The organism is Paractinoplanes polyasparticus (assembly GCF_019710575.1).
Lineage (GTDB): Bacteria > Actinomycetota > Actinomycetes > Mycobacteriales > Micromonosporaceae > Actinoplanes > Actinoplanes polyasparticus.
The window spans coordinates 257,076-283,724 of record NZ_JAHWFK010000013.1 but is presented as its reverse complement, the minus strand read 5'-3'; the positions used below and the strand labels follow the sequence as shown (position 1 = coordinate 283,724).

Annotated in this window: 24 protein-coding genes and 4 tRNA genes; 27 read left to right on the top strand and 1 reads right to left on the bottom strand. The window is 67.6% G+C overall.

What is annotated here, in order from left to right; genetic code table 11:
• Positions 1–123 precede the first annotated feature (123 nt).
• Together KXC43_RS16285 and KXC43_RS16280 are read left to right on the top strand one after the other, a co-directional pair.
• Positions 124–312 carry a helix-turn-helix transcriptional regulator gene (locus KXC43_RS16285; RefSeq protein ID WP_221376882.1) on the top strand — a complete coding sequence of 63 codons (189 nt, stop codon included), beginning with the start codon at positions 124–126 and terminating at the stop codon, positions 310–312.
• Positions 309–1,742, top strand: coding sequence for a tyrosine-type recombinase/integrase (locus tag KXC43_RS16280; RefSeq protein ID WP_221376881.1), 1,434 nt, complete (start codon positions 309–311; stop codon positions 1,740–1,742). Before KXC43_RS16285 ends, KXC43_RS16280 begins: the two co-directional genes overlap by 4 nt.
• A gap of 131 nt (positions 1,743–1,873) precedes the next feature.
• Here the strand turns inward: KXC43_RS16280 and KXC43_RS16275 are convergent.
• Positions 1,874–1,957, bottom strand: a tRNA-Tyr gene (locus KXC43_RS16275).
• A 151-nt stretch (positions 1,958–2,108) separates the two neighbouring features.
• Between KXC43_RS16275 and KXC43_RS16270 the strand changes: the two genes are divergently transcribed.
• The 25 genes from KXC43_RS16270 (at position 2,109) to tuf (ending at position 26,436) form a co-directional block, all read left to right on the top strand.
• Positions 2,109–2,603: a YajQ family cyclic di-GMP-binding protein gene (locus tag KXC43_RS16270; protein WP_221376880.1), complete on the top strand. Its 495-nt coding sequence runs from the start codon at positions 2,109–2,111 to the stop codon at positions 2,601–2,603.
• Between the two features lie 30 nt (positions 2,604–2,633).
• Entirely contained in the window at positions 2,634–2,936 is a 303-nt protein-coding gene (locus KXC43_RS16265; RefSeq protein WP_221376879.1) for a hypothetical protein, read from the top strand.
• A gap of 324 nt (positions 2,937–3,260) precedes the next feature.
• Positions 3,261–3,425 carry a hypothetical protein gene (locus KXC43_RS16260; protein ID WP_221376878.1) on the top strand — a complete coding sequence of 55 codons (165 nt, stop codon included), beginning with the start codon at positions 3,261–3,263 and terminating at the stop codon, positions 3,423–3,425.
• A gap of 59 nt (positions 3,426–3,484) precedes the next feature.
• Positions 3,485–6,019: a putative bifunctional diguanylate cyclase/phosphodiesterase gene (locus KXC43_RS16255; RefSeq protein ID WP_221376877.1), complete on the top strand. Its 2,535-nt coding sequence runs from the start codon at positions 3,485–3,487 to the stop codon at positions 6,017–6,019.
• Between the two features lie 94 nt (positions 6,020–6,113).
• Positions 6,114–6,186: transfer RNA gene (locus tag KXC43_RS16250), tRNA-Thr, on the top strand.
• Positions 6,187–6,233: 47 nt separating this feature from the next.
• A tRNA-Met gene (locus KXC43_RS16245) sits at positions 6,234–6,306 on the top strand.
• Between the two features lie 106 nt (positions 6,307–6,412).
• On the top strand, positions 6,413–6,580 hold the full coding sequence (rpmG, locus tag KXC43_RS16240) for a 50S ribosomal protein L33 (RefSeq protein WP_203803251.1): 168 nt from the start codon (positions 6,413–6,415) through the stop codon (positions 6,578–6,580).
• 85 nt (positions 6,581–6,665) lie between these two features.
• Complete coding sequence (locus tag KXC43_RS16235) at positions 6,666–7,112, top strand: MaoC family dehydratase N-terminal domain-containing protein (RefSeq protein ID WP_221376876.1); 447 nt, start codon at positions 6,666–6,668, stop codon at positions 7,110–7,112.
• Position 7,113: 1 nt separating this feature from the next.
• A complete protein-coding gene (locus KXC43_RS16230; protein ID WP_221376875.1) occupies positions 7,114–7,509 on the top strand; it encodes a MaoC family dehydratase in 396 nt (131 codons plus the stop codon).
• Positions 7,510–7,673: 164 nt separating this feature from the next.
• A tRNA-Trp gene (locus KXC43_RS16225) sits at positions 7,674–7,746 on the top strand.
• Positions 7,747–7,853: 107 nt separating this feature from the next.
• The gene (secE, locus tag KXC43_RS16220) at positions 7,854–8,222 is read left to right on the top strand and encodes a preprotein translocase subunit SecE (RefSeq protein ID WP_221376874.1); all 369 of its coding nucleotides are present in this window, start codon (positions 7,854–7,856) and stop codon (positions 8,220–8,222) included.
• Between the two features lie 39 nt (positions 8,223–8,261).
• Positions 8,262–9,017 (top strand): transcription termination/antitermination protein NusG, encoded by a 756-nt coding sequence (gene nusG, locus KXC43_RS16215; RefSeq protein ID WP_221376873.1) that lies wholly within the window; start codon positions 8,262–8,264, stop codon positions 9,015–9,017.
• Between the two features lie 64 nt (positions 9,018–9,081).
• Positions 9,082–9,792, top strand: coding sequence for a 50S ribosomal protein L1 (gene rplA / locus KXC43_RS16210; RefSeq protein ID WP_221376872.1), 711 nt, complete (start codon positions 9,082–9,084; stop codon positions 9,790–9,792).
• 72 nt (positions 9,793–9,864) lie between these two features.
• Entirely contained in the window at positions 9,865–10,680 is an 816-nt protein-coding gene (locus tag KXC43_RS16205; RefSeq protein WP_221376871.1) for an ATP-binding cassette domain-containing protein, read from the top strand.
• 49 nt (positions 10,681–10,729) lie between these two features.
• Positions 10,730–11,410 carry a hypothetical protein gene (locus KXC43_RS16200; RefSeq protein WP_221376870.1) on the top strand — a complete coding sequence of 227 codons (681 nt, stop codon included), beginning with the start codon at positions 10,730–10,732 and terminating at the stop codon, positions 11,408–11,410.
• A gap of 295 nt (positions 11,411–11,705) precedes the next feature.
• On the top strand, positions 11,706–12,251 hold the full coding sequence (rplJ, locus tag KXC43_RS16195) for a 50S ribosomal protein L10 (protein WP_221376869.1): 546 nt from the start codon (positions 11,706–11,708) through the stop codon (positions 12,249–12,251).
• Positions 12,252–12,305: 54 nt separating this feature from the next.
• Entirely contained in the window at positions 12,306–12,689 is a 384-nt protein-coding gene (rplL, locus tag KXC43_RS16190) for a 50S ribosomal protein L7/L12 (protein WP_221376868.1), read from the top strand.
• A gap of 602 nt (positions 12,690–13,291) precedes the next feature.
• Positions 13,292–16,732: a DNA-directed RNA polymerase subunit beta gene (gene rpoB, locus KXC43_RS16185; protein WP_221376867.1), complete on the top strand. Its 3,441-nt coding sequence runs from the start codon at positions 13,292–13,294 to the stop codon at positions 16,730–16,732.
• An 86-nt stretch (positions 16,733–16,818) separates the two neighbouring features.
• On the top strand, positions 16,819–20,709 hold the full coding sequence (locus KXC43_RS16180; RefSeq protein ID WP_221376866.1) for a DNA-directed RNA polymerase subunit beta': 3,891 nt from the start codon (positions 16,819–16,821) through the stop codon (positions 20,707–20,709).
• Between the two features lie 90 nt (positions 20,710–20,799).
• The gene (locus tag KXC43_RS16175) at positions 20,800–21,159 is read left to right on the top strand and encodes a hypothetical protein (protein WP_221376865.1); all 360 of its coding nucleotides are present in this window, start codon (positions 20,800–20,802) and stop codon (positions 21,157–21,159) included.
• Positions 21,160–21,201: 42 nt separating this feature from the next.
• On the top strand, positions 21,202–21,672 hold the full coding sequence (locus KXC43_RS16170; protein WP_221376864.1) for a hypothetical protein: 471 nt from the start codon (positions 21,202–21,204) through the stop codon (positions 21,670–21,672).
• 417 nt (positions 21,673–22,089) lie between these two features.
• Positions 22,090–22,464: a 30S ribosomal protein S12 gene (rpsL, locus tag KXC43_RS16165; protein ID WP_014440718.1), complete on the top strand. Its 375-nt coding sequence runs from the start codon at positions 22,090–22,092 to the stop codon at positions 22,462–22,464.
• 1 nt (position 22,465) lies between these two features.
• A complete protein-coding gene (gene rpsG / locus KXC43_RS16160) occupies positions 22,466–22,936 on the top strand; it encodes a 30S ribosomal protein S7 (protein ID WP_127499794.1) in 471 nt (156 codons plus the stop codon).
• Positions 22,937–23,026: 90 nt separating this feature from the next.
• A complete protein-coding gene (fusA, locus tag KXC43_RS16155; RefSeq protein WP_221376863.1) occupies positions 23,027–25,123 on the top strand; it encodes an elongation factor G in 2,097 nt (698 codons plus the stop codon).
• A 119-nt stretch (positions 25,124–25,242) separates the two neighbouring features.
• The gene (tuf, locus tag KXC43_RS16150) at positions 25,243–26,436 is read left to right on the top strand and encodes an elongation factor Tu (RefSeq protein WP_221376862.1); all 1,194 of its coding nucleotides are present in this window, start codon (positions 25,243–25,245) and stop codon (positions 26,434–26,436) included.
• Positions 26,437–26,649 lie beyond the last annotated feature (213 nt).

Below are 26,649 nucleotides of genomic sequence, written 5' to 3'. Positions count from 1 at the left end.
GCCGCTCTCCGCCTCTCTGCCGAGGCACTGCATCGACTGTCAGCCCGACACGCGCGGACGGCCGTACGGCCAGCACAGCGCCACTCAGACCCGCAGGACCCAGGCCAAGGGAGGCCGGAACCCGTGGCAAGCCGATCACTGACCCTCGCTGAGTTCCTGGAAGAAGAGCAGGTGCCTAGGTCGACCTTTTTCAAGTGGAAGGCGCTCGGCCTGGCACCGGCCACCTACAAGCTGCCGAACGGTCAGATCCGCATCCGTCGAGCCGTCTACGAGGCGTGGCTCGCCACCCTTGAGGAGTCGCAAGCCGCATGAACACCACCTACGACGTGCAGGTCTACAAGATCGAGGATCGGAAGTACGCGCCGACAGCCGGCGGCAAGTCGCGGACCTCGTATCGAGTGCGGTGGGCGGTCGCCGGACGCAAGTTCGGCGACACCTTCAAGACCAAGGCCCTCGCAGAGAGCTTCCGCTCCAAGCTGATCACCGCGCAGCGCGAGGGCACCGCGTTCGACACGGCCACTGGGCTACCCGAGCCGATGGCCCGCGCTCTCAACGCTCGCTCGTGGCACGACCAGGCCATCGCCTATGTGGACCTCAAGTGGCCGCGAGCCTCGGCCAAGCACCGCAAGGACATCGCCGAGGCGCTCACTACCGCGACGATGGCACTGCTGTCCACAAAGCGGGGCGCGCCACCCACCGAGCAGATCCGTGCGGCCCTCTACCGCTGGTCGTACAACAAGGGCCGCCGGGCCGCCGGGCAGCGCCCAGCGGAGCTGGCGAACGCCCTGCTCTGGCTGGAGTCCAACACCGTGGACCTGGCCGCCCTGTCCGATCCAGCGCTGACCCGCAAGTTGCTCGATGCCCTCGCCTTACGGCTGGACGGCAAGGCAGCCTCGGCCAGCACGGTGCATCGGAAGCGAGCGATCGTCAGCGGTGCCCTGCGGTACGGGGTCGAGACCGGGCACATGCCCTCGCATCCGTTCGAGCGGGTGCGGTGGGAGGCCCCGAAGCTCAGCACCGAGGTAGACCGGCGGGCGGTCGTCAACCAGGGGCAGGGCCACCGGCTGCTGATCGGTGTCCGGCAGACCACGCCCGAGCTGGAGGCCCTGTTCGGGACGATGTACTGGGCAGCGCTGCGGCCCGAGGAGAGCCTGAACCTGACCGACTCGGAGTACGAGCGACCACGGAAGAAAGGTGGGTGGGGCCGCCTGCACCTGACCGGAGCGCTCAGCGAAGCGGGCGCCGGGTGGACCGACACCGGGGACTCGATCGAGGAGCGCGGGCTCAAGCACCGGCCCGACAACGCGGTGCGCGACGTGCCAGCCGCGCCGCCGCTGTGCGCCCTGCTGGACCGCCACATCGAGCAGTGGCCGCCCGGACCGACGGGCCGGATCTTCGCCAGTCGCCGCGGGCCGGGCGGCATCTACGTCGCCGCGCGAGGCCGGCCGGTCACCCGCAACGCGATCAGTACGGCGTTCCACAAGGCGAGGGCCGCGGCGTTCACGCCGGCCGAGCAGGCGTCACCGGTGGCGCGCCGGCCGTACGACCTGAGGGCTGCGTGCGTGTCCTACTGGCTCTCCCGCGGGATCTCCCCGGCGCTGGTCGCCCGGTGGGCGGGACACAGCATCAAGGTCCTGTTGGAGATCTATGCAAGCTGGATCTTCGGCGAGGAGGCGGCGGCGATACAGCGCATCGAAGAGGGGTTCGAGACCTTCCCCGACATGGACGACATGGCCGCCTGATCAACCCCAAAGTTCGGGGGACGTATGGGGGACAGATAGCGAGATCAATCGGGACCGACTGAGACCGAGTGAGACACACGAAAGAGGCCCCCGACCGGCATAACGCCTGGTCGGAGGCCTCTTTGTGCCTGTGGTGGCGGGTAGAGGATTCGAACCTCTGTAGCTTTCGCGACGGATTTACAGTCCGCTCCCATTGGCCGCTCGGGCAACCCGCCTGGGCACGCAACCACGGTCTCCCGTGGCAGCGGAGAACAGCTTAACCGTACCGCCGACCGGTTTTGCAACCGGGTACGGTCGGCATGTCAAAGCCCGTTTCAGTGGCCTGACGCCCCATCGACGAGAGCCAGCATCGCAGGAGTTCTGATCATGGCAGCGAGCCCGTCCTTCGACATCGTGAGCAAGGTCGACCAGCAGGAAGTGGACAACGCTTTCCACCAGGCGGAAAAGGAGCTCGGCACCCGGTTCGACTTCCGGGGCACCGGCACCACCGTCGCCAAGTCGGGCGACAACGGGGTCACCATCACCTCCGAGACCGAGGAGCGGGCCACCGCCGCGCTCGACGTCTTCAAGGAGAAGCTGGTCAAGCGGAACATCTCGCTGAAGGCCCTGGACGCGGGGGAGCCCCGGCAGTCCGGCAAGACCTACAAGATCGACTGCAAGGTGATCGAGGGCATCGAGACCGACAAGGCCAAGGCGATCAGCAAGAAGATCCGGGACGAGGGGCCCAAGGGCGTGCAGGCCCAGATCCAGGGCGACCAGCTGCGCGTCACCGGCAAGAAGCGCGACGACCTCCAGGCCGTGATCGCCCTGCTCAAGGCCGAGGACTTCGGGGTCGCCCTCCAGTTCACGAATTACCGCTGACGGGAACCGCCGGAGGCACAGACTGGGGCGATGAGCACCAGTAGCTGGACCATGCTGGCGGGTGGGGTGGCCGGGGCCGTGCTGGCGCTGTACGGCCTGGTCATCCTGGTGACCGGCCGGGCGCCGGAGCCGACCGCGCGGGCCTTCCGCTCGGTGCGGGACGCCGGCTTCTACCACTTCCTCTTCGGCGTGGCCCTGGGTCTCGTGGTGATCGCCACGGGCATCAACCAGGGGGTCGTCACCGTCACGATCACCCTCCTGGCGATCGTCATGGCCGGGGTGGCGCTCGTCCGGTTCCGGCCGCGGGGCCGGCAGCGGCCGGTCAACAGATAGCAGCCCCGCGAGTGCTCCGAGCCGGTCGTCGGCGTCACCGGCCTTCCGGCGGCCACGTCCTGGGCAGCACGTCCTCGGCGCGGGTGGCGCGTTGGAAGCGGTGGTGAAGGCGCATCAAGCACGTGAATTGCCCTCACTTCTCCCACTATTTCGGACATAAAGTCGCCATTCTGCGCTGTTACGTGGGGGTAGGAACTCAACCGTTCGGTCAGGATTTCGGAATGCGCGGTTTCGACCCGCCGATGGACACTGCCAGTCGCACACACCGTGTGGCACCATCATGGAACCCCACCCGGAGCGCGTAACAAAACGCAGGAGTCAAACATGTTCGCAAGGAAGCTGGGCCGTCTCGCGGGCTTGGTTTTCGTGCTCACCGTCGTCTTCGGTGGCGTCGGTGCCGCGGCTGCAAATGCCGCGGAGCCGCAGCCTCAGGCCGCGCGCAGCACCGACTCCAGCCACACGCTGAACATCGGCACTGAGTGGGAGTAGGGCGTTTCGTCCTGCTCGACGTGAGGCGTCGCTAGCACGTTCGAATGACGAGGAGCGCAATGGCCGAGCGTCCCCAAGCGCGGCCGCGCTCCGCGCAATACGCGTGGCTGCTGACCGGCCCGCTGGGCGCTTTTACTCTGGCCTCATTCATCGGCTTCTGGCTCGCCGATCGCGAATGGTACGACGAGTGGCCCGCCGGCCTGCTGGCATTGGCTGGCATCTGCCTCGTCTATGTCGGCGTCTTCCACGTCGTCATCCGCCGCAGCACCTACGGGATCGTCCTGGTCGAGGTCCCGTTCGTCCTGGTGCTCTATTACCTGCCGGCGCCGATGGTGATCTGCGTCGTCGCGCTGGCCACCCTCATCACCCAGGTGCTCCGGTCGGCCGTGATCATGCCGACCAAGCTGTGGTTCAACGTCGCCAAGAACTCGGCCAGCATCACGTTGGCCTCGATGGTCGTCGCGGCGCTGCCCGGTTTCGACGGTGGCGGCCCCCGCACCTGGCTGATCCTCGCCGCGGCCCTGGCCGTCTACACGTTCGCCGACCTGCTCGGCACGGCGGGCGTGATGAGCGTGGTCAACAGTGTGCGCGCGGGTCAGGATGTGTTGCGGGGCGGCGGTCCGGCGCTGATCATCGCCGGCGTCAACGTGGTGATCGGCCTGGTCTTCCTGGTCGCGCTCGAGGCCACCCGCTGGTCGGCCGTCCTGCTGGTCGTGCTCGTCGCCGCGCTGATCCTGATGCTGCGCTCGTTCGCCGAGTTCTTCCGGCAGCACCGCACGCTGGCTGAGGTCTACGAGCTGACCAAGGCGGTGCGGGAGGTCGGCGCCGACTCGGGCCTGCCCGACGTGCTGCTCGGCCGGGTCCAGACCCTGATGCGGTCGGAATACGCGACTCTCTATCTGTCTCCGCAGGGCCGGCACCCCGAGGTGCTGCTCACCGCCCGCGTCGAGAACAAGGGCCTGCTCGACCTCTCGCCGACCCCGCCCGAGATCCGCGAGCGGGCCATCGCCGACGGCGTCAGCATGGCGGTCGGCCCCAGCTTCGGCGGCACCGAGGAACTGCGCAAGCAACTCCGGGCATCCAAGATCAAGGACGTGGTGATCGTTCCGCTGCGGTCGGGGCAGATCACGATCGGCAGCCTCGAGGTGGTCAACCGGCTCGGCGACGCTCGGTCGTTCCGGGCGGCCGACATCCAGGTGCTCGAGACCATCGCCGCGCACGCCGCGGCCGCGGTCGAGAACTCCCGGCTGGTCGACCGCCTGCGCCACGACGCCTACCACGACCGCCTCACGGCGCTGCCCAACCGGCGGCGGATCACCGACGCGCTCGCCGAGTCGGTCAAGGTGCGGGCCGAGGACGAAGTGGTCGTGGTGCTGCTGTTCGACGTCGACGGCCAGCGTGACGTCAACGAGTCGATGGGCCACGCCGCCGGCGACAAACTACTGGCCGAGGTGGCCGGCCGGCTGCGGGCCATCGCCGGGCCGGGCGCGCTGGTCGGCCGCATCGGCGGCGACGAGTTCGTGGTCACCCTGCGGGCCGAGAGCACGGACGCGACCGTCCAGCTGGCCACCGACATGCGCGAACAGCTGCGGGGCTCGATGACGGTCGGCACGCTGACCCTCGACGTCGACACGGCGGTGGGGGTGTCGGTCTATCCCGACCACGGTGGCGACCCCGACACGCTCCTGCAGCGGGCGGAGCTCGCGGCGAACGCGGCCAAGGTCCTTCCGTACGGTGTGCAACTCTTCCACCCCGCACTCGAGTCCCGGGCCGTGCGCCGGCTGGGCATCGCGGCCGACCTGCGGACGGCGCTCGACAACGGCGCCCTCGACGTCTACTTCCAGCCCAAGGTCACGCTGACCGACCGCCACCTGGTCGGCGTGGAGTGCCTCGCCCGCTGGCAGCACCCGGCCCAGGGCGAGGTGCTGCCGGAAGACTTCATCGCGGTCGCCGAGCACACCGGCCAGCTCTCCCGCCTGACCGAGGTGGTGCTCACCGAGGGCCTGCGGCGCTGCCGCGAGTGGGCCGACCAGGAACGCCCGCTCTCGATCGCGGTCAACCTGTCGGTGCGCACACTGCTCGACTCCCGCTTCCCCGACAAGGTGAGCGCGCTGCTCGAGCACTACGGCGTGAACGCGGCCCAGGTGACCTTCGAGATCTCCGAGCCCGGCATGCTCGGCGACATCGAACGCGTGCTGCCCACCCTCTATCGCCTGCGCGACCTCGGGGTGCGGCTCAGCGTCGACGACTTCGGCACCGGCGCGTCCTCGTTGTCCTACCTGCGTCAGTGGCCGGTCCACGAGGTGAAGATCGACGACAGCTTCGTGCAGGGCATGGCGACCGACACCGGCGACATGGCGATCGTCCGCGCGGTGATCAGCCTGGCCCGTGAGTTCGGTCTCACCGTGGTCGCCGAGGGCGTCGAGAGCGAGCTCACTCTCGACCTGCTGGAAGAGATGGGCTGCGAGATCGGCCAGGGTTACCTGTTCAGCCGCCCGCTTCCGTACGAGCGGTTGGAGGCCTGGTTCAACGCTCAGACCGAGCCGGCCACCACCGAGACAGGCGAGGTCCGCAGGCTCCGAGCGGTGATCTGACCTGCCCCGACACGGCTTTGGGGGAGTCGATTTCACCCCCGCCGACGGGCCGTGTAAGCTTTCGACTGCGCAACAAGCGAGAGATCGCGCGCAAGCCCCCTTAGCTCAGTCGGCAGAGCGTCTCCATGGTAAGGAGAAGGTCTACGGTTCGATTCCGTAAGGGGGCTCTACCGGGTTCGTTCCCGCCTCAGGCGCTGGACTTGAGCCTGGCTCTGGCGGTGTAGCTCAGATGGCAGAGCAAGCGGCTCATAATCGCTGTGTCGCCGGTTCAAGTCCGGCCACCGCTACTGGTAACGAGGGATCCCACCCGGGGTCCCACTTTGCATGTCGACGCTCCCAGGGCGTAATCTGGAGCGTCGTTAAGATTTCCCGTTAGCAGGAAGGCAACCCGTCGTGGCCAAGGCGACCGACGTCCGTCCGAAGATCACCCTGGCTTGTACGGAGTGCAAGGAGCGGAACTACATCACCCGGAAGAACCGTCGTAACGACCCCGACCGCGTCGAGCTGAAGAAGTTCTGCCCGCGCGACGGCCGTCACACGCTTCACCGCGAGACCCGCTGACAACACCCCTCAAGCTTTCCGCTCTGCGCCGCCCGGTCACGACCGGGCGGCGCAGAGTCGTTCACGGCTCCAGTAGGTTGGCCTCATGCCCCTCGACCAGTCCTTCGTCGGCCGCAGCTGGCCGGCCACCGAGCCCTACCAGGTCGGCCGCGAGAAGATCCGCGAGTTCGCCCGCGCGATCGGCGCCACCGACGTCGAATATCACGATCCGGCCGCGGCCCGGGCCCTCGGCTACGCCGACGTGGTGGCCCCGCCCACCTTCCCCGTCGTGATCACGATGGCGGCCAGCCGGCAGATCGTCGAGGACCCGGCACTCGGCCTCGACTACAGCCGCGTCGTGCACGGCGACCAGCGGTTCGCCTACTCGCGCCCGGTCGTGGCCGGCGACGAGCTGGTCTGCGTCAACTCGGTCGACGAGATCACCTCGCGGGGCGGGCACGACTTCCTGACCACCCGCACCGAGGTCACCACCGTGGCCGGCGAACCGGTCGTGACGGTCTGGTCCAAGCTCGTGCAGCGAGGGGAGCACTGACATGGGTGACACACTCGAGCCTCAGACGTTCCGGGTCACCCGGGCCGACCTGGTGCGCTACGCGGGCGCCTCGGGCGACTTCAACCCGATCCACTGGAGCGACCGCGTCGCCACCGGTGTCGGGCTGCCCGGCGTGATCGCCCACGGCATGTTCACCATGGCGCTGGTCGGCCGGGCCGTCACCGCCTGGGCCGGCGCCGCCGACGCGGTGGTGGAATACAGCGTGCGGTTCTCCCGCCCGGTGCCGGTGCCCGACACCGACGAGGGCACCGAGGTCGTCGTCACCGCCACGGTCAAGGAGACCACCGACGAGGGCCTGACCAAGCTGGTGCTCACCGCCACGTGTCAGGGCGAGAAGGTGCTCTCCCTCGCCCAGGCGACTGTCCGCAAGCGCTAGGGTCTGTTTCGTAGTTGGGACGGGGCTGCGGCGCGGTCCAACTACGAAACAGACCCTGGGCGAGCCCGGGTTGGGCAAGGCCGGTGTGAACCCGTACACTGGTGCGCCGTGGGGCAATGACCCCTCTGAGGCACGCTGCCTCGGGGGAGTTCACGGCCTCGCACAGGGGTGTAGCTCAATTGGCAGAGCAGCGGTCTCCAAAACCGCAGGCTGCAGGTTCAAGTCCTGTCACCCCTGCGCAAACCTCCTAGACGTGCCCGCCCGGTGCGCGGTCACCACCTCCGCGCCCCGGTCCCGAGCGCCGACGGGGGACCCATCACCACCGATGACGGAAGTAGGGCGCCATGGCCGAGAGGAACCGACCCGGTGACGCCGGCGACCCGGCCGACGACGAGGTGTTCGACGACGACGCCGTCGACAACGACAAGGACGCCGCCGACGACGACGCCGAGCCGGTAGGCCGCGGCGGCACCGCCGTTGCCGAGCGTTCGGCGAAGCCCAAGAACGAGGTCCGCCGCACCGGCTTCTTCGGCCGCATCGGTGGGTTCTTCCGTGAGGTCGTCAGCGAGCTGCGTAAGGTCATCTGGCCGACGCGCAAGGAGCTCCTGACCTACACGATGATCGTGATCGTCTTCGTGGTGGTCGTGACCACCATCGTCGGCCTTCTCGACCTCGGCCTGGGCAAGGTCGTCCTCTGGGCGTTCGGCGGCTGACCCCGCATCTGAGCAAGACTGATCTGGAAGTGAGCGAGCGTGCCTGAGTACGACGACGAGACCGCGCAGGCCGTCGACGAGCAGTCGTCCGTGGCCACGGCGGAAACCGACGAGTCGGTCGAGGCCGCGGCACCCGAGACCACGCCCGAGGCGGCCCCCGAGGTTGAGGCCGAGGCGGCTGCTCCCGCCGAGCCCGACGAGGACTTCGACCCGGTGCAGGAGCTGCGGCAGAAGCTGCGCTACGCCCCCGGCGACTGGTACGTGGTGCACTCCTACGCGGGCTACGAGAACAAGGTCAAGACCAACCTCGAGACCCGCATCACCAGCCTCGACATGGAGGATTTCATCTTCCAGGTCGAGGTCCCGACCCGCGAAGAGGTCGAGGTCAAGAACGGCAAGCGTCTCCAGGTCAACAACAAGGTCTTCCCCGGCTACATCCTGGTCCGGATGGATCTGAGCCCCGAGTCGTACTCCTGCGTCCGCAACACCCCCGGGGTGACCGGCTTCGTGGGTGCGACCGACCGGGTCGACCGTCCGGCCCCGCTCTCGCTCGACGAGGTGCTGAAGTGGCTCGCTCCCGCCGTCGAGCAGGAGGAGAAGAAGGCCAAGCCCGAGATCAAGGTCCTCGACTTCGAGGTCGGCGACTCGGTCACGGTCACGGACGGCGCGTTCGCGTCGCTGCCGGCCTCGATCAGTGAAATTAATGCCGACCAGCAGAAGTTGAAGGTTCTGGTCTCCATCTTCGGCCGTGAGACGCCGGTGGAGCTGAACTTCAACCAGGTCACCAAGATCTGACAAGCACGTCAGTGGGAGGGCCTTCAACCACAGGGCCCGCCATCTACCACAGGAGTTAGTGAACATGCAGCGCAGCAAGGGCTACCGCAAGGGCGCCGAGCAGATCGACCAGAACAAGCTCTACGAGCCGGCCGACGCGATCAAGCTCGCCAAGGACGCCAGCCCCACCAAGTTCGACGCGACCGTCGAGGTCGCGATGCGTCTGGGCGTCGACCCCCGCAAGGCCGACCAGATGGTCCGCGGCACGGTCAACCTGCCCCACGGCACCGGCAAGACGGCCCGCGTGATCGTCTTCGCCCAGGGCGCCAAGGCTGAAGAGGCCGTCGCGGCCGGCGCCGACGAGGTCGGCACGGACGAGCTCGTGGCCCGCATCCAGGGCGGCTGGCTCGACTTCGACGCCGCGATCGCCACCCCCGACCAGATGGCCAAGATCGGTCGGATCGCCCGCATCCTCGGCCCGCGTGGTCTCATGCCCAACCCGAAGACGGGCACGGTGACCATGGACGTCACCAAGGCCATCAACGAGATCAAGGGCGGAAAGATCACCTTCCGCGTCGACAAGCACTCGAACCTGCACCTGATCATCGGCAAGGCCTCGTTCTCCGAGGAGCAGCTGGTGGACAACTACGCGGCGGTGCTCGACGAGGTGCTGCGGTCCAAGCCGTCCGCGGCCAAGGGCAAGTACCTCCGCAAGGTCGTCGTCACCACCACCATGGGCCCCGGCGTGCCGGTCGACCCGAACGTGGTCAAGGGCCTCACCAGCGCCGAGAGCTGAGTCCTCGGCAGAGCACTGCGAACGGCCCCCGGGGTACATCCCCGGGGGCTTTTCTGTGGCAGGCTTCGCCTCGTGCGTTTCGACGGGGTGTGGTTCCGCTACGGCCGCCGGGCCGATTGGACCCTGCGCGAGGTGACCCGTGGCATCGAAGCAGGCCAGACGGTCGTCGTGCTGGGCCGTAACGGCGCCGGCAAGTCCACTCTGCTGCAACTGGCCGCCGGCGTCCTGCGGCCTTCCCGCGGCGCCGTGCTCGACCGGCCGGCGATCGTCGGCTGGGTTCCGGAACGTTTTCCGGCCGACCAGCCCTTCACAGCCGGCGACTACCTCCACCGCATGGCGTCGCTGCGGGGCCGTGCCGCGTCCGAGGCCGACGCCTGGATGGAACGGCTGCTGCTCACCGAGCACACCGGCACGCGTCTGCCCGATCTCTCCAAGGGCACCGCACAGAAGGTCGGGCTGGCCCAGGCGCTGATCGCGCGGCCCGGCCTGCTGATTCTCGACGAGCCCTGGGAAGGTCTGGATTCGGTCGCCCGCACGCTGATCCCCGAGATCGTCGCCGAGGTGACCGCCGCCGGCGGCATGGTCCTGGTCAGCGACCACCGCGGCGAAGTGGCGGGTTTGGCGGATGCCACTCATTGGCAGGTGTCCGACGCGCTCGTGTCGGAGGCGTCGGCGCCCGCCGCGACCGCGCTCGACGAGGTGATCATCGAGGTCAAGGTCCGGCGGGCCGAGTCACCCCGGGTGGTGGCCCAGCTCGAAGCCGAAGGGCATCAAATCTTGGAGGTACGCGGTGTCGCCGCGGCACAACCGCAACAAGGCCGTTCCGGGCCTGGGCTGACTATCGCCCCAGGTGGGTTTTCGGCCCGAGAGGCCGGCGGCGGCTCATGAGAGCGGAGCAGCAGGGGCTCATGAGAGCGGAGCGGCGGGGGTGCCGGCGATGACGTCGTTGGTCCGGATGCGGCTGACGGGTTTTCTGCGGGGTGGGCGGATTCTGGCGCCGGCCATCGCGGTGCTGGTCGTGCTCGGCGTCATCTACGGCGGGGGAGCGTCTCCGGCCGCCATCGCGTACGGATATTCGGCGGCCGCGGTCTTCCCTGTGCTGGCGTGGCAGTCGAAGCTGCTGCTCGACACCGAACCCGACACGCAACGCCGGCTGGCCCGCGTCGCCGTGGGTGGCCGTCGCGAGGCGCTGGCCGGGCTGCTGGCCGCAGGCGTGCTCGCGCTGCTGGTCTGCGCCCTGGCGATGGGCGCGCCCTGGATCTTCAACGGCATCGACACCGGCCAGGCCGTGGTCAGCGGCACGCTGCTGGGCGTGCTGGCCCATCTGCTGGCCGTCCCGCCCGCGGTGGCCCTCGGCGCCCTGGCGAGCCGGGCTGTCACCCGTGGCGCCCGCAACGGCATCGCTGTCCTGGTCACCGCGGCCGTCCTGGTGGTCGTGCTGGGCCTGCAAGGCTCGGTCGCCCCGTGGCTCGTCCCGCCGGTCATGGCCACGGCCCGCGCCCTCAACGACGTCAAGCCGCCGCCTGTGGCCACCGTGGCCGTGCTCGTCGTCTGGGCCGTCCTCTGGTGCGGCGTCGCCTTCGGCGCCTACGCTCGCCTGCGCCGCACGCGCACCTGATTCGGCGCTCGCCTGCGGGTCGCGTACCTGATTTGGCGGTCGCGGGCGGGTCGCGTACAGTTGCTTCTCGAAGTTCCACCCACAGACCGCTGGTCGTCGTGGTGCCGTCGCAAGACGAGCGCCACGTCCGAAGGTCCCGCAAATGCGGGCGACCCGCGCAGGGAAGAACGGTTCGCGATCAGGCCGCCGATCAGTCGTGCTCCTGCTCCGCCCCGTGCGCCCTGCGCCGGGGCGTTTCTCATTCTGCCCCTCCTTCGCTCTCGACCAGTGGTTCGAGCACTGAGAGAGGAGGGACATGGCGGACAAGCCAGTCCGGGCCGACAAGGCCACGGCGGTCGCGGCGCTGACCGACAACTTCCGTAACTCGTCGGCCACCGTGCTGACCGAGTACCGCGGTCTCACGGTCAAGCAGCTCACCGAGCTGCGGCGTTCGCTGGGCGGCGACACCAAGTACGCGGTGTCGAAGAACACCCTCGCGAAGCGCGCAGCCACCGACGCCGGCATCGAAGGCCTCGACACGCTGTTCACCGGTCCTACCGCGCTCGCCTTCATCAACGGCGACCCGGTCGAGGCGGCCAAGAGCCTGCGGGCTTTCGCCAAGGCCAATCCCGCCCTGCAGATCAAGGGCGGCGTTTTCGAGGGCAAGGCGATCTCGGCGGCCGACGTCAACAAGATCGCTGACCTCGAGTCGCGTGAGGTTCTGCTGGCCAAGCTGGCCGGCGCCATGAAGGGCAACCTGACCAAGGCTGCGGGTCTGTTCCAGGCCCCGCTTTCGCAGGTGGCGCGCCTCGCGGCCGCTCTTCAGGAGAAGCGCGAGAAGGACGGTCCCGCGGAGGCCTGAGCCACCGCGCACCAGCACGACTTTTTCATCAGAAGCTAGGAAAGGTTGCCAGATATGGCGAAGCTCAGCACCGACGAGCTGCTCGGCGCGTTCAAGGAAATGACGCTCATCGAGCTGTCGGAGTTCGTGAAGCAGTTCGAGGAGACCTTCGAGGTCACCGCCGCTGCTCCGGTTGCCATCGCGGCCGCCGGCGGCGCTGCGGCCCCGGCCGAGGCCGAGGCCGAGAAGGACTCCTTCGACGTTGTCCTTGAGGGCGACGGTGGCAAGAAGATCCAGGTCATCAAGGTCGTGCGTGAGCTGACCGGCCTGGGCCTCAAGGAGGCCAAGGACGCCGTCGAGTCCGCCCCCAAGGCGATCCTCGAGGGTGTCAACAAGGAGAAGGCCGAGGCCGCCAAGGCCAAGCTCGAGGGCGAAGGCGCCAAGGTCACCCTCAAGTGATCTAACGCTCCACTGCATTCTCTTGCGAATGGCGAGGACCCGTGTGCGGGTCCTCGCCATTTGTATATTTCCACTGTTGTACCTGGTCAGATGGTTCCGGTCCGCTGTCGGACGGCCGACGCACAAAGCGGGTCCAATCGGGCAAGGCGTGGAGTAAGGTCGCTAGGGCGCGCCGGGCAACGGGCGGCGCGGGGCCGACCCGCCTCGCAGCCCTTGACTGTGTGTCCGCTGACAGGCACGCTGACAGCAGCAAGTTTCCGCGCTTGCGACAGCCGCTCCGTGGGTAAGCCGGTGACACCGGTTCCCCGCGGCGGGGCACCGAGGGAGAGTTGCCGCGTTCCGAGCGGCCCCGCACCACAGGCCCTGGCCCTTCGAGGCGCAGGTCAGAGGCCGGCGGGGGCACGTTCCGCAGGCACCCTCAGGTGTGGGCTGGACAGCGGTTAGCCGAGCGGCTACACTGCTAGTTTGCGCTGCCTTCTGTCTTGAGCCCTGCCAGGACATCCATTCGGATGACTTCCTGGGGGCTCGTTGGAGTGCACGCAGACAGTTGCATACCGCAGCTGCAGCCGCATCAGCAGCACCGGTCCTCGGAAGGACGCATCTTGGCAGCTTCCCGCCCTGCGAAGACCAGCCGTACGTCGAGCGCTTACGCACCCCGCCGTGTCTCTTTCGGCAGGATCACCGAGCAACTTGAGGTCCCCAACCTCCTCGCCCTCCAGACGGAGTCCTTCGACTGGCTGGTCGGGAACGAGGCTTGGCAGGCCCGGTCGACGGACGACCCGCACGCCCACTCGGGCCTCGCAGAGATCCTCGAAGAGATCAGTCCCATTGAGGACTTCTCCGGCACTATGTCGCTGTCCTTCTCGTCTCCCCGATTCGACGAGGTCAAGGCCTCGATCGAGGAGTGCAAGGAGAAGGACCTGACCTACTGCGCGCCGCTGTTCGTGACCGCGGAGTTCACCAACAACACCACTGGCGAGATCAAGAGCCAGACCGTGTTCATGGGTGACTTCCCGATGATGACCCCCAAGGGGACGTTCGTCATCAACGGCACGGAGCGCGTCGTGGTGAGTCAGCTCGTCCGCTCGCCGGGCGTGTACTTCACCAAGGAGCCGGACAAGACCTCCGACCGCGACCTCTCCAGCGTCAAGGTCATCCCGAGCCGGGGCGCCTGGCTCGAGTTCGACATCGACAAGCGCGACACCGTGGGTGTCCGGATCGACCGCAAGCGCCGGCAGGCCGTCACCGTCCTGCTCAAGGCCATCGGCTGGTCGGCCGACCAGATCCGTGAGCGGTTCGGCTGGTCCGAGCTCATCATGACCACGCTCGAGAAGGACCACATCGCCGGGCAAGACGAGGCCCTGCTCGACATCTACCGCAAGCTCCGCCCTGGCGAGCCCCCGACCCGGGAGAACGCGCAGACCCTGCTCGACAATCTCTTCTTCAACCCGAAGCGGTATGACGTAGCCAAGGTCGGCCGATACAAGTTCAACAAGAAGCTCGAGATCGACGTCCCGATCGTCCGGGGCACGTTGACCGAGGAAGACATCGTCAAGACCGTGGACTACCTCGCCCGGCTGCACGCCGGTGAGGAGGGCTACGAGGCCGACGACATCGACCACTTCGGCAACCGCCGTCTGCGTACGGTCGGCGAGCTCATCCAGAACCAGGTCCGCGTGGGCCTGTCCCGGATGGAGCGCGTCGTCCGCGAGCGCATGACGACCCAGGACGTCGAGGCGATCACGCCGCAGACCCTGATCAACATCCGTCCCGTGGTGGCGGCGATCAAGGAGTTCTTCGGCACGTCGCAGCTCTCGCAGTTCATGGACCAGACCAACCCGCTGGCTGGTCTGACCCACCGTCGCCGCCTCTCGGCGCTGGGCCCCGGCGGCCTGTCGCGTGAGCGGGCCGGCTTCGAGGTCCGTGACGTGCACCCGTCGCACTACGGCCGGATGTGCCCGATCGAGACGCCGGAAGGCCCGAACATCGGCCTGATCGGCGCCCTTTCGACGTTCGCCCGCGTCAACCCGTTCGGCTTCATCGAGACGCCGTACCGGAAGGTCGAGAACGGCGTCGTCACCGACGAGGTCGACTACCTGACGGCGGACGAGGAAGACCGGTACATCAAGGCGCAGGCGAACGCCACGCTGAAGAGCGACGGCACCTTCGCCGACGATCGCGTCCTGGTCCGCCGTAAGGGCGGTGAGGTCGACTACGTGCCCGGCACCGAGGTCGACTACATGGACGTGTCGCCGCGGCAGATGACGTCGGTCGCGACCGCGATGATCCCGTTCCTCGAGCACGACGACGCCAACCGTGCCCTCATGGGCGCGAACATGCAGCGTCAGGCTGTGCCGCTGGTCAAGGCCGAGGCGCCGCTGGTCGGCACCGGCATGGAGTACCGTGCCGCGGTCGACGCCGGTGACGTGGTCGTCGCCGAGGTCGGCGGCGTGGTCGAAGACCTGTGCGCCGACTACGTGACGGTGCACCAGGACGACGGTCACCGCCGTACGTACCTGCTGCACAAGTTCCGCCGCTCCAACGCCGGCTCCTGCGTCAACCAGAAGCCGGTCGTGTTCGAGGGTGACCGGGTCGAGGCCGGCCAGGTCATCGCCGACGGCCCGTGCACCGACGAGGGGGAGATGGCCCTCGGCCGCAACCTGCTCGTCGCGTTCATGTGCTGGGAGGGTCACAACTACGAGGACGCGATCATCCTGTCGCAGCGCCTCGTCCAGCAGGACGTCCTCACCTCGATCCACATCGAGGAGCACGAGGTCGACGCCCGCGACACCAAGCTCGGCCCGGAAGAGATCACCCGCGACATCCCGAACGTCAGCGAGGAAATGCTCGCCGACCTCGACGAGCGCGGCATCATCCGGATCGGCGCCGAGGTCGTTCCCGGCGACATCCTGGTCGGCAAGGTCACGCCCAAGGGCGAGACCGAGCTGACCCCCGAGGAGCGGCTGCTCCGCGCGATCTTCGGTGAGAAGGCCCGGGAGGTCCGGGACACCTCGCTGAAGGTGCCGCACGGTGAGACCGGCACGGTCATCGGCGTCCGCACGTTCTCGCGTGAGGACGGCGACGAGCTGCCCCCGGGCGTCAACGAGCTGGTCCGGGTGTACGTCGCCCAGAAGCGCAAGATCCAGGACGGTGACAAGCTCGCGGGCCGCCACGGCAACAAGGGCGTCATCTCCAAGATCCTGCCCGTCGAGGACATGCCGTTCCTCGAGGACGGCACCCCCGTCGACATCGTGCTCAACCCGCTCGGTGTGCCCTCGCGCATGAACATCGGCCAGGTTCTGGAGACCCACCTCGGGTGGATCGCCAAGACCGGCTGGTCGGTCGAGGGCGAGGACGAGGAGTGGAAGCGCCAGCTGCGCGCGATCGAGGCGCACGAGTCCGTGGCGGACTCGAACGTCGCGACCCCCGTCTTCGACGGTGCGCAGGAGGAGGAGATCAAGGGCCTCCTCGAGTCGACGCTGGTCAACCGCGACGGTAAGCGGCTGGTCAACGGCGACGGCAAGGCGCAGCTGTTCGACGGCCGCTCCGGCGAGCCGCTGCCGGACCCGATCTCGGTCGGGTACGTCTACATCCTCAAGCTGAACCACCTGGTCGACGACAAGATTCACGCTCGGTCGACCGGCCCGTACTCGATGATCACGCAGCAGCCGCTGGGTGGTAAGGCGCAGTTCGGTGGCCAGCGGTTCGGCGAGATGGAGTGCTGGGCGATGCAGGCCTACGGCGCCGCTTACGCGCTGCAGGAACTGCTCACCATCAAGTCCGATGACGTCCTGGGCCGCGTGAAGGTCTACGAGGCCATCGTCAAGGGCGAGAACATCCCGGAGCCGGGAATCCCGGAGTCCTTCAAGGTGCTCCTCAAGGAGCTGCAGTCGCTGTGCCTGAACGTCGAGGTGCTTTCCAGCGACGGTGTGGCCCTCGAGATGCGCGAGACGGACGACGAGGTCTTCCGGGCCGCGGAGGAACTCGGCATCGACCTGTCCCGGCGCCCGAACGAGGGCGTCAGCAGCGTCGAAGAGATCTGACGGAAAGCGTCCCGCGGGGTCACCCGCGGGACGCTCCCCGCCGGCCTTGAATTCACCCGAGCAACGAAACACGAGGGATAGTCCAAGTGCTCGACGTCAACTTCTTCGACGAGTTGCGCATCGGCCTTGCTACCGCTGACGACATCCGGCAGTGGTCGCACGGCGAGGTCAAGAAGCCCGAGACGATCAACTACCGCACCCTCAAGCCCGAGAAGGACGGACTCTTCTGCGAGAAGATCTTCGGTCCTCAGCGGGACTGGGAGTGCTACTGCGGCAAGTACAAGCGGGTCCGGTTCAAGGGCATCATCTGTGAGCGCTGCGGCGTCGAGGTGACCCGGTCCAAGGTCCGCCGTGAGCGCATGGGTCACATCGAGCTGGCCGCGTCGGTCACGCACATCTGGTACTTCAAGGGTGTGCCGAGCCGGCTGGGCTACCTGCTCGACCTGGCGCCCAAGGACCTCGAGAAGATCATCTACTTCGCCTCGTACGTCGTGACGAGCGTGGACGCCGAAGCTCGGCACCGCGACCTCTCGACCATCGAGAACGAGATCTTCGCCGAGAAGCGCCAGTCGGAGAACAGCCGCGACTCGGAGATCGAGAAGCGCGCTGCCAAGCTCGAGCAGGACCTGTCCGAGCTCGAGGCCGAGGGTGCCAAGGCCGACGTTCGCCGCAAGGTCAAGGAAGCCGGCGAGCGCGAGATGCGCCAGATCCGGGACAAGGCCCAGCGCGAGATCGACCGCCTCGACGAGGTGCTCGACACCTTCCGCAAGCTCGACTCCAAGCAGCTGGTCACCGACGAGCTGCTCTACCGCGAGCTGCGGGACCGCTTCGGTGAGTACTTCACCGGTGGCATGGGCGCCGAGGCCATCAAGGCGCTGCTGCAGAACATGGACCTGGACGCCGAGGCCGAGAACCTGCGCGAGATCATTCGCACCGGTAAGGGCCAGCGGAAGATCCGTGCGCTCAAGCGCCTCAAGGTCGTCGCCGCGTTCCTGAACACCCGCAACTCGCCGCTCGGCATGGTGCTCGACTGCGTCCCGGTCATCCCGCCGGACCTGCGCCCGATGGTGCAGCTCGACGGTGGCCGCTTCGCGACGAGCGACCTGAACGACCTGTACCGCCGGGTCATCAACCGGAACAACCGGTTGAAGCGCCTGATCGACCTGGGCGCGCCCGAGATCATCGTGAACAACGAGAAGCGGATGCTGCAGGAGGCCGTCGACGCGCTGTTCGACAACGGCCGCCGCGGCCGGCCGGTCACCGGTCCGGGTAACCGCCCGCTGAAGTCGCTGTCCGACATGCTCAAGGGCAAGCAGGGCCGGTTCCGTCAGAACCTGCTCGGCAAGCGCGTCGACTACTCCGGCCGTTCGGTCATCGTCGTCGGCCCGCGCCTGAAGCTGCACCAGTGCGGTCTGCCCAAGCAGATGGCGCTGGAGCTGTTCAAGCCGTTCGTGATGAAGCGCCTGGTCGACCTGAACCACGCGCAGAACATCAAGTCGGCCAAGCGCATGGTCGAGCGTCAGCGGCCGGTCGTGTGGGACGTCCTCGAAGAGGTCATCAGCGAGCACCCCGTGCTCCTGAACCGCGCGCCGACCCTGCACCGCCTGGGCATCCAGGCCTTCGAGCCGCAGCTGGTCGAGGGCAAGGCGATCCAGATCCACCCGCTCGTCTGTACGGCGTTCAACGCCGACTTCGACGGTGACCAGATGGCGGTGCACGTGCCGCTGTCGGCCGAGGCGCAGGCCGAGGCCCGGATCCTGATGCTCTCGTCGAACAACATCCTCAAGCCGGCCGACGGCAAGCCGGTCACCATGCCGACCCAGGACATGGTCATCGGTCTCTACTACCTGACGCACCAGACTGCCGGTGCCAAGGGTGAGGGCCGGGTCTTCAGCTCGGACGCCGAGGCTCGGATGGCCTTCGACAACGGCGAGCTGCACCTGCAGGCGACGGTCAAGATCCGGCTCCGTGAGGTCATCGGTGTCGACAACGGCGCCAAGGGCCCGGCCTGGACCGCGCCGGAGGAGTGGGTCGAGGGTGACCCGCTGCTCGTCGAGACGACGCTCGGCCGCGTCCTGTTCAACGAGACGCTGCCCCCGGGCTACCGCTTCGTGAACTACGAGATCCGCAAGGGTCAGCTGTCGGCGATCGTCAACGACCTCGCCGAGCGCTTCCCCAAGGTCGCCCTCGCGGCGACCCTGGACGCGCTCAAGGAGGCCGGCTTCCACTGGGCCACCTGGTCCGGCGTGACGATCGGCATGGGCGACGTCATCGGTCCCCCGCGCAAGCCGGAGATCCTGGCCAAGTACCAGACCGAGGCCGACCGGATCGACAAGCAGTACCAGCGTGGTCTGATGACCGCCGAGGAACGTCGCGGCGAGCTGATCGAGATCTGGACCAAGGCGACCAACGAGATCTCCAAGGAGATGGAGAGCGCGCTGCCGCAGGAGAACCCGCTCTGGGTGATGATCAACTCCGGCGCTCGCGGTAACCTCCTCCAGCTCCGGCAGATCGCCGCGATCCGCGGCCTGGTGGCCAACCCCAAGGGTGAGATCATCCCGCGGCCGATCACCTCGTCGTACCGCGAGGGTCTGACCGTGCTGGAGTACTTCATCTCCACGCACGGCGCCCGCAAGGGTCTGGCCGACACCGCGCTGCGTACCGCCGACTCGGGTTACCTGACCCGTCGTCTGGTGGACGTCTCGCAGGACGTCATCATCCGCGAGGAGGACTGCGGCACCGACCGCGCGATCCCGATGCAGGTGGGCGAGCGCGAGGCGGACGGCACGCTGGTCGTGCACGTGCACGCCGAGACCGGTGTGCACGCGCGGACGCTGGCCGACGACATCAAGGACGCCAACGGCAACCTGGTCGTCGCCCGCGGCTCGGACCTCAACTCGATCCTGGTCGACAAGCTCGTCGCGGCCGGTGTCGAGAACGTCCGGGTGCGCTCGGTGCTGACCTGCGAGTCGAAGCTCGGCGTGTGCGCGGCCTGCTACGGCCGCTCGCTGCCGACCGGCAAGGGCGTCGACATCGGCGAGGCGGTCGGCATCATCGCCGCCCAGTCCATCGGTGAGCCGGGCACGCAGCTGACGATGCGTACCTTCCACACCGGTGGTGTCGCGGGTGAGGACATCACCCAGGGTCTGCCCCGTGTGCAGGAGATCTTCGAGGCCCGTGTGCCCAAGGGCAAGGCGCCCATCGCCGACACCCCGGGACGCATCCGCATCGAGGACGGCGAGCGCTCGCGGAAGATCATCGTGGTGCCGGACGACGGCAGCGAGGAGATCGTGTACGACAAGATCTCCAAGCGCGTCAAGCTCCGGGCTCACGACGGCGACCACGTCGGCGTCGGCGAGAAGCTGACCGAGGGCACCATCGACCCGCACGAGCTTCTGCGGATCATGGGTCCGCGGGCGGTCCAGGTCCACCTGACCTCCGAGGTCCAGGAGGTCTACCGCTCGCAGGGTGTGCTCATCCACGACAAGCACATCGAGATCATCATCCGCCAGATGCTCAAGCGGGTGACGGTCATCGACTCCGGCGCGGCCGAGTTCCTGCCGGGCGTGCTGGTCGACCGGGCGCTCTTCGAGTCGGAGAACCGCCGGCTCGTCGGCGAGGGTGGCGAGCCCGCCGCCGGTCGTCCCGTGCTCATGGGTATCACCAAGGCCTCGCTGGCCACGGATTCCTGGCTCTCGGCGGCCTCCTTCCAGGAGACCACCCGGGTGCTGACCGACGCGGCGATCAACTCGCGCAGCGACTCGCTGGTCGGCCTCAAGGAGAACGTGATCATCGGTAAGCTCATCCCGGCCGGTACCGGTATCTCCAAGTACCGCAACATCCGGGTCGAGCCGACCGAGGAGGCCAAGGCCAAGGTGTACTCGATGACCGGGTACCCCGAGACCGACTACGGCTTCGGGCCGGCCAGCGGGCAGGCTGTGCCGCTGGACGACTTCGACTTCGGGTCGTACCGCTAAAAGGTCTTCCCCGTTCGCGGGGTCGACTACTGACAAGATCGGTCCGGAAGGCGGTCGCGCATGGCGCGGCCGCCTTCCGGCCTTTCTAGAATGGTTCTCGTGACGCTTCCGGCCGCAGTTCCCACCCGCCATCCGATGGACCCGGATCCGGCGCCCTCGTCGAAGGCGCGGGCGGTCTTCGCGCTGGGTCTGGTGGGCTTTCTGACCGGCGCGTTCATCGGCGGTGTGATTCCCGCCACCGTCGCCCTGCTGCTCGCCCGTCAGACGGCCCGGCAGGCGTACGACTCGAAGGGCTATCTGACCGGCTCGGCCTGGATCCGCCGGGGCCGCCGGCTGGCCTGGACGGGCATCGTCCTGGCCCTCACCTCGCTGGTCATCGCGTCCATCGCCGGCCTGTTGCACCTGGCCGGAGCGCCCGGCGGGCCCGACTTCGCACCCGGCACCGACTGAGGCGGGATGCGGCTCGCCCCGTACGGGTGACATGCTCTTCTCATGACCGTCCCACCCCCGCCGCCGGCGCAGTTTCCCGCCGCTGTGCCTCCGCCGCCGCCCTCGGGCCGGTGGCGGCCGGAACGGGTCGATGCCATGCCCGGCACCGAGTTCGGTCTGGTGCAGCTGCGGGTCGAGCCGATCACGTCGGGCCTGGCCATCGGCTCGCTCATGGCCGGCATCGGATCGATCCTGGTGTCGCTGCTCGTGGTCTGCTTCGGCCTGGCCGGCGCGTCCGAGGGCTGGGGCGGCTGGGTGGCCGGCGCCTTCACGCTGCTCTGTGTGGCCGCCGGCGGGGGAGCGGTCGCCCTCGGTGTGGTGTCGCGCCGGCAGATCCGCCGCTCGGGCCAGACCGGCCAGGTGCGGTTCACCGGCGCCGGGCTGGGTATGGCAGGAATCGTATGCGGGTCCATCGGCGCGGGAATTGCTCTTCTGTCCCTCGCGTTGACCCTGGTGTTGCAGATTTCGGTGTAAGGGCTATGGGGCTCCCAAGACCTAGTCGGCCACCGCGGCGTTGCCACCGTCAGGCACCCGGTACACTTGTATCGGAGATATCCGTCGCGTGGCTTCAGCGTTCATTTTGACCTGGGTGCTCGTGGTGGGTAGGCTTTCCCCTCGTGCCCGGGCTTGCCCGGGCAACTCGTGCGTGCGCCCGAGTCGGCAGTTGACGACGAGGCGGCGCTACGCCGAGCCGGCGCCCCAGATCAGGGGCGTCGACCAAGACAAGACCCGGTGCGCGTTGACCAACGCGCGGCGGGACCGTGAGCCGGACGACACGCCCGACCGCGGGTGCCGGACAACTCCCCGGGATCGGGGAGGGACCGGTGCACACAGGCTTATTGAAGACGGTGCGGCCGCCTAGGAAGCGGCCGAAGGGAGCGGAGAAACCCGGTGCCCACGATCCAGCAGCTGGTCCGAAAGGGCCGTCAGGCGAAGACGAGCAAGACCAAGACGCCGGCGCTGAAAGGTAGTCCTCAGCGGCGCGGCGTGTGCACGCGCGTGTACACCACCACCCCCAAGAAGCCGAACTCTGCGCTGCGCAAGGTCGCTCGTGTGAAGCTCAGCAGCCAGATCGAGGTGACGGCGTACATCCCGGGCGTCGGCCACAACCTGCAGGAGCACTCGATCGTGCTCGTGCGTGGTGGCCGTGTGAAGGACCTCCCCGGCGTCCGCTACAAGATCGTCCGTGGTTCGCTGGACACCCAGGGTGTCCGCAACCGCAAGCAGGCCCGCAGCCGTTACGGCGCGAAGAAGGAGAAGAGCTGATATGCCGCGTAAAGGCCCCGCTCCGCGCCACCCAGTGGTTGCGGACCCGGTTTACAACTCGCCGCTGGTCACCCAGCTGATCAACAAGATCCTGATCGGCGGCAAGCGGCAGCTCGCTGAGCGCATCGTCTACGGCGCCCTCGAGGGTGCCCGCGAGAAGAGCGGCACCGACCCGGTCGTGACCCTCAAGCGCGCGATGGACAACGTCAAGCCGACCCTCGAGGTCCGCAGCCGCCGCGTCGGTGGCGCGACCTACCAGGTTCCGGTCGAGGTCCGTACGCCGCGCCAGACCACCCTCGGTCTGCGCTGGCTGGTCCAGTACTCCAAGGCCCGCCGCGAGAAGACCATGATCGAGCGCCTCCAGAACGAGCTGCTCGACGCCAGCAACGGCCTCGGCGCTGCTGTCAAGCGCCGTGAGGACACCCACAAGATGGCGGAGTCCAACAAGGCCTTCGCGCACTACCGCTGGTAAGACCCCGCTGCTGTGGGCCCGGCTCCGGCCGGGCCACAGCGCAAGTCGTACCGGTCCACGAGACGACGACGAAGAAAAGTAGGGATTGAAGTGGCCGCCGCAGACGCGCTTGCCAACGTACGCAACATCGGCATCATGGCGCACATCGATGCCGGTAAGACCACGACTACTGAGCGAATCCTGTTCTACACCGGTATCACGTACAAGATCGGTGAGGTTCACGACGGCGGCGCTGTCATGGACTGGATGGAGCAGGAGCAGGAGCGCGGTATCACGATCACTTCCGCCGCCACCAAGTGCGAGTGGAAGGGCCACACGATCCAGATCATCGACACGCCCGGCCACGTCGACTTCACGGTCGAGGTGGAGCGGTCGCTGCGGGTGCTGGACGGTGCGGTTGCGGTCTACGACGGTGTTGCCGGCGTGGAGCCGCAGACCGAGAACGTGTGGCGTCAGGCGGACAAGTACCACGTTCCCCGGATGTGCTTCGTCAACAAGCTCGACCGGACCGGCGCGGACTTCTTCCGCTGCGTTCAGATGATGATCGACCGGCTCAACGCCACCCCGCTGGTGCTGCAGATCCCGATCGGGCTCGAGGCCGACCACATCGGTGTCGTCGACCTGATCGGCATGCGCGCGCTCACCTGGCGTGGTGAGACCCAGAAGGGTGACGACTACGCGATCGAGGAGATCCCGGCCGACCTGGTCGACTCCGCGACCGAGTGGCGCGAGAAGCTGATCGAGACCCTGGCCGACGTCGACGACGCCGTCATGGAGAAGTACCTCGAGGGCGAGGAGCTCTCGCAGGACGAGATCAAGGCCGCCATCCGGCGCGCCACGATCGCCAGCAAGGCCAACCCTGTGCTGTGCGGTTCGGCGTTCAAGAACAAGGGCGTTCAGCCCATGCTCGACGCCGTGATCGACTTCCTGCCGTCGCCGCTGGACATCCCGGCCATCGAGGGCACTGCGACCGACGGCGAGACGCCGCTGCTGCGCAAGCCGTCGAACACCGAGCCCTTCTCCGGCCTGGCCTTCAAGATCCAGACGGACAAGCACCTCGGCAAGCTCACGTACGTCCGGGTCTACTCCGGCACGCTCGAGTCCGGTTCCCAGGTGGTCAACTCCACCAAGGACCGCAAGGAGCGGATCGGCAAGATCTACCAGATGCACGCGAACAAGCGTGAGGAGCGCGCCACCGCGCAGGCCGGCGACATCATCGCCGTCCAGGGTCTGAAGCAGACCACCACCGGTGACACGCTCAGCGACCCGGCCAACCCGGTCATCCTGGAGTCGATGACCTTCCCGGAGCCGGTCATCCAGGTCGCCATCGAGCCGAAGACCAAGTCGGACCAGGAGAAGCTGGGCACCGCGATCCAGCGCCTGGCCGAGGAGGACCCGACCTTCCGCGTCTTCAACGACGAGGAGACCGGCCAGACGATCATCGCTGGCATGGGCGAGCTCCACCTGGACATCCTGGTGGACCGCATGCGCCGCGAGTTCAACGTCGAGGCCAACATCGGTAAGCCGCAGGTGGCGTACCGCGAGACGATCCGCGGCACCGTGGAGAAGCTCACGTACGTCCACAAGAAGCAGACCGGTGGCTCGGGCCAGTACGCGAAGGTTGTCATCAGCGTCGAGCCGTTGTCGCTCGAGGCGGACGGCCCCACGTACGAGTTCGTCAACGCGGTGACCGGCGGTCGCATCCCCAAGGAGTTCATCCCCTCGGTGGACGCGGGCGCGCAGGACTCGCTGCAGTACGGCGTTCTCGCCGGGTACCCGCTGGTCGGCGTGAAGTTCACGCTGGTCGACGGTCAGTACCACGAGGTCGACTCGTCCGAGATGGCGTTCAAGATCGCCGGCTCCATCGCGATGAAGGAGGCGGCCCGCAAGGCCGACCCCGCGCTGCTCGAGCCGATGATGTCCGTCGAGGTCACCACGCCCGAGGACAACATGGGCGACGTGATCGGCGACCTCAACTCCCGCCGTGGCATCATCCAGTCGATGGAGGAGCGCTCCGGCGCCCGCGTCATCAAGGCTCTGGTGCCGCTCTCGGAGATGTTCGGCTACGTCGGCGACCTGCGGTCGAAGACGGCCGGCCGGGCCAGCTACAGCATGCAGTTCGACTCCTACGCCGAGGTTCCGCAGAGCGTCGCGAAGGAGATCATCGCGAAGGCCACCGGCGCCTGATGCGGTGAGGCGCGTGCGGTCCGTCGAGGACCGCACGCGCACGAGCAGTCGACAGAGTCCCCATCGCCTTATCGGGCGTGCCGGGAAAAAGTTATTCCACAGTCCACAGGAGGACACCAGTGGCGAAGGCGAAGTTCGAGCGGACTAAGCCGCACGTCAACATCGGCACCATTGGTCACATCGACCACGGTAAGACGACGCTGACTGCGGCCATCACGAAGGTCCTGCACGACGAATACCCGGACCTGAACCCGTACACCCCGTTCGACGAGATCGACAAGGCGCCTGAAGAGAAGGCCCGTGGTATCACGATCTCGATCGCGCACGTCGAGTACCAGACCGCGACGCGTCACTACGCGCACGTGGACTGCCCCGGCCACGCCGACTACATCAAGAACATGATCACCGGTGCCGCCCAGATGGACGGCGCGATCCTGGTGGTCGCCGCGACCGACGGCCCGATGCCGCAGACCAAGGAGCACGTGCTCCTGGCCCGCCAGGTCGGCGTTCCGTACATCGTCGTCGCCCTGAACAAGAGCGACATGGTGGACGACGAGGAGCTCCTCGAGCTCGTCGAGCTCGAGGTCCGCGAGCTGCTCAGCACCTACGAGTTCCCGGGCGACGACCTTCCGGTCGTGCGCGTCTCGGCGCTCAAGGCGCTCGAGGGCGACAAGGAGTGGACCGGCAAGCTCCTCGAGCTGATGAACGCGGTCGACACCGCGATCCCGCAGCCCGAGCGTGACGTCGAGAAGCCGTTCCTCATGCCGATCGAGGACGTCTTCACGATCACCGGTCGTGGAACGGTCGTCACCGGTCGCGCCGAGCGTGGCATCCTCAAGCCGAACGAGGAGGTCGAGATCGTCGGCATCCGCGAGAAGTCGACGAAGACCGTCTGCACCGGCATCGAGATGTTCCGCAAGCTGCTCGACGAGGCCCGCGCGGGTGAGAACGTCGGTCTGCTTCTCCGCGGCATCAAGCGCGAGGACGTCGAGCGCGGCATGGTCGTCGTGAAGCCGGGCACCACGACTCCGCACACGGAGTTCGAGGGCCAGGTCTACATCCTCTCGAAGGAAGAGGGCGGCCGGCACACCCCGTTCTTCCAGAACTACCGCCCGCAGTTCTACTTCCGCACCACGGACGTCACCGGCGTCGTCACGCTGCCCGAGGGCACCGAGATGGTCATGCCGGGCGACTCCACCAGCATGTCGGTCAAGCTGATCCAGCCGATCGCCATGGAGCAGGGCCTGAAGTTCGCGATCCGCGAGGGTGGCCGCACCGTCGGCGCCGGCACGGTCACGAAGATCAACGTCTGAGCAAGGGTGACCCCGATTAGCATTGCCGGCGTCAATCCGGCATACTAGTCAGGTTGCGTCCGAGCGGGGTGGTCAGCTGCCTTGTGCAGCTGGCCACCCTCGCCGGGTGTCTGGGTGTGTTTGTTGGCCATCCGTAAGACACCTCAAGATCCCCGTGATCTGGAGTGCTGCCGTGCGCAGCTTTCTGAGAGTTAACGCGACACGCCCGACCGC